This window comes from Burkholderia sp. CpTa8-5, assembly GCF_017815045.1.
Classification (GTDB): Bacteria; Pseudomonadota; Gammaproteobacteria; order Burkholderiales; family Burkholderiaceae; genus Burkholderia; species Burkholderia sola.
This window is the reverse complement of sequence record NZ_JAGIQD010000048.1, coordinates 19,650-30,481: the sequence shown is the minus strand read 5'-3', so window position 1 is coordinate 30,481 and position 10,832 is coordinate 19,650. Positions and strand designations below refer to the sequence as shown.

The 10,832-nt window shown below is 66.5% G+C and carries 13 protein-coding genes and 1 pseudogene; 4 read left to right on the top strand and 10 right to left on the bottom strand.

What is annotated here, in order from left to right; all coding sequences use genetic code 11:
• The 4 genes and pseudogenes from J8I35_RS33715 to J8I35_RS34775 all read right to left on the bottom strand — a co-directional run.
• Positions 1-245 (bottom strand): annotated as a pseudogene (locus tag J8I35_RS33715) (aspartate aminotransferase family protein); the annotation flags it as partial.
• A 35-nt stretch (positions 246-280) separates the two neighbouring features.
• A complete protein-coding gene (locus tag J8I35_RS33710) occupies positions 281-1,618 on the bottom strand; it encodes a glutamine synthetase family protein (RefSeq protein ID WP_050014290.1) in 1,338 nt (445 codons plus the stop codon).
• A 28-nt stretch (positions 1,619-1,646) separates the two neighbouring features.
• Positions 1,647-2,432 (bottom strand): gamma-glutamyl-gamma-aminobutyrate hydrolase family protein, encoded by a 786-nt coding sequence (locus J8I35_RS33705; RefSeq protein ID WP_124630952.1) that lies wholly within the window; start codon positions 2,430-2,432, stop codon positions 1,647-1,649.
• Between the two features lie 283 nt (positions 2,433-2,715).
• Positions 2,716-2,898: a hypothetical protein gene (locus J8I35_RS34775; protein WP_006488040.1), complete on the bottom strand. Its 183-nt coding sequence runs from the start codon at positions 2,896-2,898 to the stop codon at positions 2,716-2,718.
• Positions 2,899-3,353: 455 nt separating this feature from the next.
• Between J8I35_RS34775 and J8I35_RS33700 the strand changes: the two genes are divergently transcribed.
• Both J8I35_RS33700 and J8I35_RS33695 read left to right on the top strand, forming a co-directional pair.
• Positions 3,354-3,905, top strand: coding sequence for a cupin domain-containing protein (locus tag J8I35_RS33700; RefSeq protein ID WP_011546390.1), 552 nt, complete (start codon positions 3,354-3,356; stop codon positions 3,903-3,905).
• A gap of 88 nt (positions 3,906-3,993) precedes the next feature.
• Positions 3,994-5,484 carry an aldehyde dehydrogenase gene (locus J8I35_RS33695; RefSeq protein ID WP_209929327.1) on the top strand — a complete coding sequence of 497 codons (1,491 nt, stop codon included), beginning with the start codon at positions 3,994-3,996 and terminating at the stop codon, positions 5,482-5,484.
• A 72-nt stretch (positions 5,485-5,556) separates the two neighbouring features.
• Here J8I35_RS33695 and J8I35_RS33690 read toward each other — a convergent pair whose 3' ends face one another.
• A complete protein-coding gene (locus tag J8I35_RS33690) occupies positions 5,557-5,757 on the bottom strand; it encodes a heavy-metal-associated domain-containing protein (protein ID WP_050014293.1) in 201 nt (66 codons plus the stop codon).
• A 323-nt stretch (positions 5,758-6,080) separates the two neighbouring features.
• Between J8I35_RS33690 and J8I35_RS33685 the strand changes: the two genes are divergently transcribed.
• The gene (locus J8I35_RS33685; RefSeq protein WP_006488047.1) at positions 6,081-6,413 is read left to right on the top strand and encodes a cupredoxin domain-containing protein; all 333 of its coding nucleotides are present in this window, start codon (positions 6,081-6,083) and stop codon (positions 6,411-6,413) included.
• A 12-nt stretch (positions 6,414-6,425) separates the two neighbouring features.
• A complete protein-coding gene (locus tag J8I35_RS33680) occupies positions 6,426-7,262 on the top strand; it encodes an FTR1 family protein (protein WP_124557600.1) in 837 nt (278 codons plus the stop codon).
• A gap of 128 nt (positions 7,263-7,390) precedes the next feature.
• Here the strand turns inward: J8I35_RS33680 and J8I35_RS33675 are convergent, their stop codons facing one another.
• The 5 genes from J8I35_RS33675 to glmS all read right to left on the bottom strand — a co-directional run bounded on the left by J8I35_RS33675 (position 7,391) and on the right by glmS (position 10,782).
• Positions 7,391-7,609: a hypothetical protein gene (locus J8I35_RS33675; RefSeq protein WP_006477594.1), complete on the bottom strand. Its 219-nt coding sequence runs from the start codon at positions 7,607-7,609 to the stop codon at positions 7,391-7,393.
• Positions 7,609-8,085: a hypothetical protein gene (locus J8I35_RS33670; RefSeq protein ID WP_209929326.1), complete on the bottom strand. Its 477-nt coding sequence runs from the start codon at positions 8,083-8,085 to the stop codon at positions 7,609-7,611. Before J8I35_RS33670 ends, J8I35_RS33675 begins: the two co-directional genes overlap by 1 nt.
• 71 nt (positions 8,086-8,156) lie before the next feature.
• Entirely contained in the window at positions 8,157-8,477 is a 321-nt protein-coding gene (locus tag J8I35_RS33665) for a DNA-binding transcriptional regulator (protein WP_050014296.1), read from the bottom strand.
• Positions 8,470-8,835: a type II toxin-antitoxin system RelE/ParE family toxin gene (locus J8I35_RS33660; RefSeq protein ID WP_209929325.1), complete on the bottom strand. Its 366-nt coding sequence runs from the start codon at positions 8,833-8,835 to the stop codon at positions 8,470-8,472. The genes J8I35_RS33665 and J8I35_RS33660 overlap by 8 nt, the downstream gene beginning before the upstream one ends.
• Positions 8,836-8,964: 129 nt before the next feature.
• Positions 8,965-10,782, bottom strand: coding sequence for a glutamine--fructose-6-phosphate transaminase (isomerizing) (gene glmS, locus J8I35_RS33655; protein WP_050014297.1), 1,818 nt, complete (start codon positions 10,780-10,782; stop codon positions 8,965-8,967).
• Positions 10,783-10,832: the final 50 nt, after the last annotated feature.

Genomic DNA, 10,832 nt, shown 5'->3' with positions numbered 1-10,832 from the left:
AGGCCAGCCATCCCGTCGATCACCTTGTTGCCGTCCGAGTCCCACAGGTAGACACCGTCGGCCTTCACGATCACGCGACTGCCGGCGCGGTTGAGCGCGCCCATGTCGGAGAACGGGTGGATGTGGTGCGCGGCGTCGAGCGCGCGGTATTCGGCGGTCGTGCGTGCCTGCGTCGCGCGCGGCGCGGCGGCCGCGGCACTCGGCGCGGCCGGCTGGATCCAGGCAGATTCGTTGCGGTAAGTCATGTTTCCTCCGTGATTCCGTATGCGGTGATGCGCGCTTAAACGTGCAGCAGCAGATGGCGGCGTTCCCACGAGCTGATCACGCGGAAGAACGCTTCGTATTCGGTTTCCTTCAGCGCGAAATACGCCTTCAGGAACTTGGGTCCGAGGATCTCGCCGAGCGGCTCGCACGCGGCCATCAGCGTCAGCCCTTCCTCGAGGTTGCGCGGCAACTGGTACGGCAGGCTGTAGCCGTCGCTCACCAGCGGCTCGGTCGGCTCCAGGCGCTGTGTCATGCCGAGATAGCCGGCTGCAAGCGTCGCCGCGAGCGCGAGGTACGGGTTGCAGTCGACGCCCGGAATCCGGTTTTCGATGCGGCGCGCGGCCGGGCCCGAGTGCGGAATGCGGAAACCCACCGTGCGGTTGTCGTAGCCCCACTGCACGTTGATCGGCGCGGCCATGAAGCGCGACAGGCGGCGATACGAGTTGATGTACGGCGCGAAGATCGGCATCAGCGCCGGCGTGTACTTCTGCAGCCCCGCGAGATAGTTGTAGAACATCGACGTCGCGCCGCCGGTTTCCTGCGACGTGAACAGGTTCTGGCCCGTTTCCTCGTCGACGATGCTCTGGTGTACGTGCATCGCCGAACCCGGTTCGTCTTCCATCGGCTTGGCCATGAACGTCGCGTACATGTTGTGACGCAGCGCGGCCTCGCGCACCGTGCGCTTGAACAGGAACACCTGGTCGGCCAGCGACAGAGCGTCGCCGTGCATGAAGTTGATCTCCATCTGCGCGGCGCCGACTTCGTGGATCAGCGTGTCGATGTCGAGGTTCTGCGCTTCGCAGTATTCGTAGATATCCTCGAACAGCGGGTCGAATTCGTTGACGGCCTCGATCGAATACGACTGGCGGCCGGTTTCGGGGCGACCCGTGCGGCCGACCGGTGGACGCAGCGGCAGGTCGGGGTCCTTGTTCATGTCGACCAGATAGAACTCGAGCTCGGGCGCCACGACCGGCTTCCAGCCCTTCGCCTTGTACAGGTCCAGCACGCGGCGCAGCACGTAGCGCGGCGAGATCTCGACCGGCGAGCCGTCGAAGTGCACGCAGTCGTGGATCACCTGCGCGGTCGGATCGACGGCCCACGGGATCAGGCGGATCGTCGACGTGTCGGGCACGCACACCATGTCGGGGTCGGTCACGCCGGTCAGCGACCCGTCTTCCGGATAGTCGCCGGTGACGGTCTGCACCATCACGGCCTGCGGCAGGCGCATCGATTCGCCGGACGTGAACTTGTTGCGCGGCGTGATCTTGCCGCGCGCGATGCCGGCCATGTCGGGAATGATCGCCTCGATCTCGGTGATCCGGTGCTGCTTCAGAAAGTCTTCGATGTCTTGCATGTCTGTTCTCGTTGTCTGGTGGGCGCGCTCAGGCGAGCGCGGCGGCGGCCATGGCGCGGGTGCGTTCGGCGCGGCGGGCGCGGCACGCATCGCCGAACGCGCGGAAGATCGCGCTCGACAGCGGGTCCTGCGCGTGTCGCCATTCCGGATGCCACTGCACGGCCAGCGCGAACGCCGGTGCGTCGACGACGCTCACGGCCTCGATCAGGCCATCCGGCGCGACGGCCTCGACGGCGAGGCCGGAGCCGAGCTGCGCGATGCCCTGCTTGTGCAGCGAGTTCACGTGCACTTCGTCGCGGCCGCCGGCGAGCGCATGCAGCTTGCCGCCGGGCGTCAGGCGCACGACGTGCGCGGGGCCGTATTGCGTGTCCATCGGCGCGTCGTCGTCCTCGCGGTGATCGGCGAAGCCCGGCACGTCGTGCACGCGCTGGTGCAGCGTGCCGCCGCAGACGACGTTCAGCTCCTGGAAGCCGCGGCACACGGCAAGCACGGGCACGCCCGCGACGATGGCCGCGCGCAGCAGCGGCAGCGTCGTCGCGTCGCGTGCGGGGTCGTGCTTCGTGCCGGGCTCGCTCGGCTCGCCGCCGTACCGATGCGGTTCGACGTTCGAGTAGCTGCCGGTAAACAGCAGGCCATCGACCGTGTCGAGGATGTCGCCGACCGACTGGCGTTCGCCAAGGGCCGGCAGCACCATCGCGAGCGCGTGCGCGCCGTCGACGATCGCGGCGACGTATTTGTCGCCGACCGTATGCGACGCGTGCGCGCCGATCTGGGTGAGGTCGGCGGTGATGCCGACGAGAGGTTTCCTTTCCATGACGTCAATCAGTAATCCGTAGGGACGTGACGCGCGTCGGCCCGAATGCGGCAAAACGCGGGCGCGACACGACCCCGCGGCCTGGCGCTAGGCGCAGGGCCGCTGGTGAATGGGCGCAACGGGATGGCGTGGCGATCCGCGCTGCGCGCGACGGTCAGGCCGCCGTTCGTTTCATGGCGATACGCGACGCGGCAACGCATGCGCGAACGCGTTCCGTCACCGCACGGACGATGCGGTTGGCGAATCGACAGATAAAACGAACGACGTGAAGAAAGGAGAGGCGCTACGGCAGCAGCGACGCCACTTCGTCGGTATCGACGGCGACGAATGCGCGTGCGGAAACGGCGTTGTGGCGCCGAACGGAACGACGGGACAGGATGGTGTAGATCGACAGGTGAAGCAGGCGAGGACTATGCCAGCCGCAACTGCCATCGGAAGCGGGAACGGCGCTGCGCAAACTTCGCACATCGCCTCGATCCCACCTCACCAGAGGGCCACGGACTCTCACGATTACACTCGACTGGTTTGTTGAAAGTATTGAACACCCGATCGTTTCGACGCGCTGGGCGTTTAAAATAATCAAGGTGCCGGCCGTGCGTCATTTACATTGACGAGCATCAATTGTTGCGTTGCGATAACGCTTTTCGATGCCTGGGAAAGCCTAATGACGCTGACCTGAGAGCCAGCATATACGAGCCAATAACGGCGTCAAATGTTTTTTTACGGTCCTGCATCAGGGCTTTCCCGAGCAGTGCGAACAAAAGATTCGCAAAAGGAATAGTCGATGCGCCGTCCATTATTTCGAACGCCTTTCAGGGTTTTCCCCGCTGATGTGCGGCATAAAGTGATTAGAATATTCAACGGCAGTCCACCGCGTCGTTTCACTTTGTCATCGCACTTATCGTGTCCGAAACCGAATCGATGTCCACCGAAGTCGCCGAGCGCCTGCGTTTCGTGCGCAACAAGCATGGCCTGTCGCAGCGCGAGCTCGCGAAACGCGCCGGCGTCACCAACGGCACGATCTCGCTGATCGAACAGGGCCGCGTGAGCCCGTCGGTCGGCTCGCTGAAGAAACTGCTCGAATGCATCCCGATGAGTCTCGCGGAATTCTTCACGTTCGAGCTCGTCGAATCGCGCGCGGTCGTGTCGCGTCGCGACGAGATGCCGAACCTCGGCAACGAGTCGCTCGCGTTTCACCTGGTCGGCGCGAACGTGAAGGACCGCAACATGTGCATCCTGCGCGAGATCTACCAGCCGCTGGCCGATACGGGGCCCGAGATGCTGGTGCACGCGGGGCACGAGGGCGGCGTCGTCGTGTCGGGCCGGCTCGAGCTGACCGTCGATAGCGCGACGTGGCTGCTCGACCCCGGAGACGGCTACTACTTCGAGAGCCGTTTGCCGCATCGTTTTCGCAATCCCAGCGCGGAACTGATCTGCGAGGTCGTGTCGGCCAATTCGCCGGCAACCTTCTGACCGCGCGTCACCGCATTCGCTGCGGGCCGTCTGCGCGCCACGCGCGCGGCGTGCCGCATCGCGAATGTCAAAACACTGAGGCATCCTGATGAACAAGTTGACTTTGGCTGACTGGCAACACAAGGCGGCGTCGCTCGAGATCGAAGGGCGCGCATTCATCGATGGCGCGTCGCGCGACGCGCATGACGGCAAGACGTTCGACTGCGTGAGCCCGATCGATGGCCGCGTGCTCGCGAAGGTCGCCGATTGCGGCGAAGCGGACGTGAACGCGGCCGTCGCGGCGGCACGGCGCGCGTTCGACGCGGGCGTATGGGCCGGCCTGAACCCGCGCGCGCGCAAGGCCGTGCTGCTGCGCTGGGCCGCGCTGATGCGCGCGCATCTCGACGAACTGTCGCTGCTCGAGACGCTCGACGCGGGCAAGCCGATCGGCGACACGACGACGGTCGACGTGCCGGGCGCCGCGTACTGCGTCGAATGGTTCGCCGAGGCGATCGACAAGGTCGGCGGCGAGGTCGCGCCGGCCGATCACCATCTCGTCGGTCTCGTCACGCGCGAGCCGGTCGGCGTGGTGGCCGCCGTCGTGCCGTGGAACTTCCCGATCCTGATGGCCGCATGGAAATTCGGCCCCGCGCTCGCGGCCGGCAACAGCGTCGTGCTGAAGCCGTCGGAGAAATCACCGCTGACCGCGATTCGCGTCGCGCAGCTCGCGTTCGAGGCCGGTATCCCGGCCGGCGTGTTCAACGTCGTGCCGGGCGGGGGCGAACCGGGCAAGCTGCTCGCGCTGCATCGCGACGTCGACTGCATCGCGTTCACGGGCTCGACGGCGGTCGGCAAGCTGATCATGCAGTATGCGGCGCAGTCGAACCTGAAGCGCGCGTGGCTCGAACTCGGCGGCAAGTCGCCGAACATCGTGCTGCCCGATTGCCCCGATCTCGACCGCGCGGCGCAAACGGCGGCCGGCGCGATCTTCTACAACATGGGCGAGATGTGCACGGCCGGCTCGCGGCTGCTCGTGCATCGCGACATCAAGGACGCGTTCATCGAGAAGCTCGTCGCCGCCGCCCGCGCGTACGTGCCGGGCAATCCGCTCGATCCGTCGGTGTCGATGGGCGCGATCGTCGACGGTATCCAGCTCGAGCGCGTGCTCGGTTACATCGAGGCGGGGCGCAGCGAAGGCCGGCTCGTCACCGGCGGTGCGCGCGTGAACGCGGAGACGGGCGGCTTCTATGTGGAGCCGACGGTGTTCGAGGTGAAGCCCGATGCGAAGATCGCGCGCGAGGAAATCTTTGGGCCGGTGCTGTCGGTGATCGTGTTCGACGACGTCGACGAGGCCGTGCGGATCGCGAACGACACCGAATACGGGCTGGCCGCGGCCGTGTGGACGTCGAACCTGACGACCGCGCACGACGTGTCGCGCCGGCTGCGTGCGGGCACCGTGTGGGTGAACTGCTATGACGAAGGCGGCGACATGAACTTCCCGTTCGGCGGCTACAAGCAGTCGGGCAACGGCCGCGACAAGTCGCTGCATGCGCTCGAGAAATACACGGAGCTGAAGTCGACGCTGATCCGGCTGCGCTGACACGCCGCCGGGCATGGGCGCGGCCGCGGGCGCGTCGCCGTCCGGCGCTGCGCCCGCGGCCTTCGGTGCGCGTTACGCGGTGCGCAGCGCGGGATGGAAGCCGGCGGCTTCGATGATCGACTGCACGCGCGCGGCGCCTTGCGCCGAGTCGACCTTGACGGTCTTCGCCGCGACGTCGATGTCGAGCTTCGCGGCGGGGTCGGCGGCCGTTACCGCGCGCGTGATGGCGTTGGCGCAGCCGCCGCAGGTCATGTCCTGGACTTCGAATTCCATCGTGTTCTCCGGGGTGGATGGTTGACGAGTACATTCAGCATGAAGCTTGCCATGGTGGGAAGGTCAAGTGCGGCGATGCGCATCGCATCAGCCATTTGTAATGCTGAAGTATGACGAATAGCCATTCGCGTGCACGCGTCAGTCCGAATATTTCCCGATTGACGGCCGCCCATTGTCGGCGAGATTCGGCGGAGCCTTGCGCGGCAACGGGTACACGGGATCGACGACGCACGATCCCCATGACCCGAGTAAGGGTACTCCGAGGTGAAAATGCGAATCGATCTTAGTATCGATTCTCTTCAATATTTCCGCTCATTACGAACATGACCCGTTTCGCTATCGGTTTCGCACTGGCCCTGCTGGGCGCCTCGGCCACGTCTGCCTTCGCTGCCGACGACGTCGTCAACCTGACGTTGAAGGACCACAAGTTTTCGCCCGATGGCGTGACGATCCCTGCCGGCAAGAAAGTGAAATTCGTCGTGAAGAACCTCGACGCGACGCCTGCGGAATTCGAGAGCGACGACTTCAAGGCGGAGAAGGTCGTGCCGGCCGGCAAGTCGGTCGAGATCCTGGTCGGGCCGCTGAAGGCGGGCACCTACGAGTTCCACGACGAGTATCACGAAGCGCAGTCGAAGACGCACCTGACCGTCAAGTAAGCCGATACCGACATGCTGTCTACTGCCCTGATCGTCTTTCGTGAAGTGCTCGAGGCCGCGCTGGTGGTCTCGATCGTGATGGCCGCCACGAAGGGCGTGCCGCGGCGCGGCTGGTGGGTCGCCGGCGGGCTGGTCGGCGGCGTGGTCGGCGCCGGCCTGATCGCGGCGTTCGCCGACGTGATCTCGCAATGGGCGTCCGGCATGGGGCAGGAAGTCTTCAACGCGGGCGTGATGTTCGTCGCGACGCTGATGCTCGCGTGGCACTGCATCTGGATGAGCCGGCACGGCCGCGAAATGGCGCTGCACATGGGCGAGGTCGGCCGCGCGGTCGCGGCCGGCAGCCGGCCGTTGACCGGGCTCGCGATCGTGGTCGGCGTCGCGGTATTGCGCGAGGGCTCCGAGGCCGTGCTGTTCCTGTACGGGATCGCGGCGGGCGAGCCCGGGCAGACGCCGCAGATGATCGCCGGCGGGCTGCTCGGCGTGCTCGGCGGCGCCGGGCTCGGCTACGCGATGTATGCGGGCCTGCTGCAGATTCCGTTGAAGCGCCTGTTCTCCGTCACGAACGCGCTGATCGTGCTGCTTGCCGCGGGCATGGCGAGCCAGTGCGTCGGCTTCCTGCTGGCCGCCGGCCTCGTGCCGTCGTGGGGCGATGCGGTCTGGGATACGTCGTGGCTGCTCAAGGAATCGAGCATCGTCGGCAAGGCGCTGCATACGCTGATCGGCTATACCGCGCGTCCGGCGGGCATCCAGATCGCCGCGTACGTCGCGACGCTGGTGGCGATCATCGTGCTGGCGCGGCTCGTCGGCCGGCCGCAGCAGACGGTGAGGCCGCCGCATGCCGCGGCGTGAGTGTTTGCGGACTTCCGGGTTCGAATGAAAGAAGGGGCGTCATGGACGCCCCTTCTTTCATTTGCGGTGCGCGCCGCACCTGCGCGGCTCCGGCGACGGCCGCCGTGGATGCGCGCGGTTGTGTCCGGTCAGCTGTGGTTGTCGATCCACGCGCGGGCCCATTCGAGCCCTGCGTCGCGCGCATCGTCTTCGGTGTCGAACACGCCGAGCACGCCCGACGCCTCGACGAGCCGGTTGTTCTGCGTGATCGTGCCGCTCGCCGCGAAGCGCTCGGGCTGCATGATCTCGTCCTGCTGCAGGATCGCGTGGCCCCAGATCTGGTAGCCGTGGTAGGTCTGCGCTTCCATTATCGAGTCACCTCCGCGGAGCGGCCTTGCGTGCCGACCTGCAGCACGTTGCCGTCCGGCGTGTATTGACGCGGGATGTCGGAGAAGGTGAGCGCGCGCGTCGCGTCCGGCGCGGCCGGCTGCATCACCGTGAGACGCCCGGGCGCGGGGTGCGCGACGGGGCGCGGGGCGGCCGGGGTGTCGGTCGCGGCCGGGCGGTTCGAGCCGGCTTTCACGGCCTGCGCGACGCGGCGCTTGGGCGCTTTCGCAGCGGCTTTCGGCGTGGCGCTCGCGTGCTTCTCCGCGCGCTTGCCGGTGCGCGCGCCGGCGTCTGGGCGGGCGGCCGGCGTACGGGCGTCCGGCGTACGGGCGTCCGGCGTACGCGCAGCCGGGTGCCGCGCCTCGGGCGGGTTCCAGACCTCGACATAATGCTCGGCGGCCCAGCCCGTCGACGCGAACATCAGCGCCAGCAATCCGCATCCAAACAGTCTTACCATTGTCTCTCCGTCATATTCGTTGCGGCGCGCGTCCAGCCGGGGTCGTGCAGGGGCATTCGGAGAATGCCGGCTCAGGAGAACACCTCGAGCCCGTGTTTCTCGACGATCTGGAGCATGCGCGCGGCGATGCCGCTGGGCCGCTTGTCACCCTGTTCCCATTGGCGGATCGTCGATGTCGTCGTGTTCAGGTAGAGCGCGAACACGCTCTGGCTGACGTTGACCGACTTGCGGATGCGGGCGATCGCTTCCGGATCGAACTGCGGCGCAGCTTCGATGCAGAGATCGTCGTATTCCCGCATCGTCTTCTTGTCGATCAGGTTGGCGCGATACAGCCCCGACGCGGCGCTGTGGACCGCCTCCGTCGCGTCGCTCTTGAATCGACCCTTAGCCATTGCAAATCTCCACAAGCTCTTTCAGTGCGACCAGCGTCGCGATGTCGCTGTCGGTGTGTCGACCTACGTCCGCGGCGAGCTTTCTGAACGCGCGCAGTTCGCATGCGTCGATGTTGTCGCGGTCGCATTTCGCGAACAGGAACACGAACACCCACGTGTGCCCGACCTTGCCCAGCACGATTCCGCGCTGCCGATTGCCGTCCAGACGCTTCTTCCACACGTTGCCGCCGAGATCGACGCCCTGGCCGCGGGCCAGTTCCCGCACCGCGCGGCAGAGCTTGCCATCGGCGATTCCCGCTTTCCCGGCTGCCTTGTGAAACCACTTCGTCTTGAAGACGCGTCGTACGGAAGCAGACATGTCGAGCCGGTCGAGTTAGCACAGGATTATATACCACTACGTGGTACATATTTCGACCTGGCCAAACGGCCTGCTTCGCGCCCGCACGCGGTCGGGACGGCCCGGCGAGGGGCCATCCCGTCGCCGGTATTACTCCACCGTCACCGATTTCGCGAGGTTGCGCGGCTTGTCGACGTCGGTGCCGCGCGCGCACGCGGTGTGATACGCGAGCAGTTGCAGCGGCACGACGTGCAGGATCGGCGACAGTTGCCCGTAGTGCTCCGGCATCCGGATCACGTGCAGGCCGTCGTCGTTGACGATCTGCGTGTCCGCATCCGCGAACACGTACAGCTCGCCGCCGCGCGCGCGCACTTCCTGCATGTTCGACTTCAGCTTCTCGAGCAGCGTGTCGTTCGGCGCGACCGTGACGACCGGCATCGCTTCCGTGACGAGCGCGAGCGGCCCGTGTTTCAGTTCGCCGGCCGGATAGGCCTCGGCGTGGATGTACGAGATTTCCTTCAGCTTCAGCGCGCCTTCGAGCGCGATCGGATAGTGCAGCCCGCGGCCGAGGAACAGCGCGTTTTCCTTGCGCGCGAATTCCTCCGACCACGCGATGATCTGCGGCTCGAGCGCGAGCACGCTGTTCAGCGCGGCCGGCAGGTGGCGCAGCTCCTTCACGAATTGCGCTTCCTGCGCGGCGTCGACGTGCCCGCGCAGCTTGCCGAGCGTCGCGGCCAGCACGAACAGCGCGACGAGCTGCGTCGTGAACGCCTTCGTCGACGCGACGCCGATCTCGGTGCCCGCGTGCGTCAGGAACTGCATCTCGGTCAGGCGCACCATCGCGCTCGTCGCGACGTTGCACACCGCGAGCGTATGCGTGTGGCCGAGCGACTGCGCATGCTTGAGTGCCGCGAGCGTGTCGGCCGTCTCGCCCGATTGCGAGATCACCAGCACGAGCTGGCGCGGGTTCGGCACCGACTCGCGGTAGCGGTATTCGCTGGCGATCTCGACCTGGGTCGGGATCTTCGCGATCGATTCGAGCCAGTACTTCGCCGTGAGGCCCGAGTAGTAGCTCGTGCCGCACGCGAGGATCAGCAGGCTGTCGATCTCCGCGAACGCGGCGGGCGCGGCGTCGCCGAACAGCGTCGCGTCGAACGCGTCGGTTTGCGGCACGGTGTCGCCGATCGCGCGCGGCTGCTCGAAGATTTCCTTCTGCATGAAGTGGCGATAGGGCCCGAGCTCGACCGCGCCGCCGTATGCGCTGACGACACGGGTTTCACGCTGCACGGTGGCGCCGTGGCGATCGACGATCGTCACGCCGTCGAGCGACAGCTCGCACACGTCGCCTTCCTCAAGGAACGTGAAGCGGTCGGTGCTGCCGGCCAGCGCGAGCGCGTCGGACGCGAGGAAGTTCTCGCCGTCGCCGTGACCGACGACGAGCGGCGAACCCTGGCGCGCGCCGACGACGGTATGCGGCTGGTCCTTGTGCGTCACCGCGATCGCATACGCGCCGTGCAGTTGCTGCACGGCTTCGCGCACCGCGTCGAACAGGTTGCCGCGATACAGGCTGTGCACGAGGTGCGCGATCACTTCGGTGTCGGTCTGCGACACGAATTCGTAGCCCTTCGCGCGCAGCGTTTCGCGCAGCGTCTCGAAGTTCTCGATGATGCCGTTGTGCACGAGCGCGAGCGCGTTCGACGAGAAGATCGGGTGCGCATTGTGCGTGACGGGCGCGCCGTGCGTGGCCCAGCGCGTGTGCGCGACGCCGGTCGTGCCTTCGAGATGCGTGTCGCGCACCTGCGCATCGAGATCGGCGACGCGCGCGACGCTGCGCGCGCGCTTCGGCGCGCCCGGTTCGAGCACGGCGACGCCGCAGGAGTCGTAGCCACGGTATTCGAGGCGCCGCAATCCTTCGATCAGCACCGGAACGATATTACGCTGCGCAACTGCGCCGACAATGCCGCACATGAATGGTCAATCCTGTCAGTCGAAGCGGGCGCCGCGCGGGCGCCCGCAAA

Excerpts from the sequence above, each read along its gene's own strand:
- J8I35_RS33710 (WP_050014290.1), bottom strand. The coding sequence starts at position 1,618 with ATGCAAGACATCGAAGACTTTCTGAAGCAGCACCGGATCACCGAGATC.
- J8I35_RS33705 (WP_124630952.1), bottom strand. The coding sequence starts at position 2,432 with ATGGAAAGGAAACCTCTCGTCGGCATCACCGCCGACCTCACCCAGATC.
- J8I35_RS33700 (WP_011546390.1), top strand. The coding sequence starts at position 3,354 with ATGTCCACCGAAGTCGCCGAGCGCCTGCGTTTCGTGCGCAACAAGCAT.
- J8I35_RS33695 (WP_209929327.1), top strand. The coding sequence starts at position 3,994 with ATGAACAAGTTGACTTTGGCTGACTGGCAACACAAGGCGGCGTCGCTC.
- J8I35_RS33690 (WP_050014293.1), bottom strand. The coding sequence starts at position 5,757 with ATGGAATTCGAAGTCCAGGACATGACCTGCGGCGGCTGCGCCAACGCC.
- J8I35_RS33685 (WP_006488047.1), top strand. The coding sequence starts at position 6,081 with ATGACCCGTTTCGCTATCGGTTTCGCACTGGCCCTGCTGGGCGCCTCG.
- J8I35_RS33680 (WP_124557600.1), top strand. The coding sequence starts at position 6,426 with ATGCTGTCTACTGCCCTGATCGTCTTTCGTGAAGTGCTCGAGGCCGCG.
- J8I35_RS33675 (WP_006477594.1), bottom strand. The coding sequence starts at position 7,609 with ATGGAAGCGCAGACCTACCACGGCTACCAGATCTGGGGCCACGCGATC.
- J8I35_RS33670 (WP_209929326.1), bottom strand. The coding sequence starts at position 8,085 with ATGGTAAGACTGTTTGGATGCGGATTGCTGGCGCTGATGTTCGCGTCG.
- J8I35_RS33665 (WP_050014296.1), bottom strand. The coding sequence starts at position 8,477 with ATGGCTAAGGGTCGATTCAAGAGCGACGCGACGGAGGCGGTCCACAGC.
- J8I35_RS33660 (WP_209929325.1), bottom strand. The coding sequence starts at position 8,835 with ATGTCTGCTTCCGTACGACGCGTCTTCAAGACGAAGTGGTTTCACAAG.
- glmS (WP_050014297.1), bottom strand. The coding sequence starts at position 10,782 with ATGTGCGGCATTGTCGGCGCAGTTGCGCAGCGTAATATCGTTCCGGTG.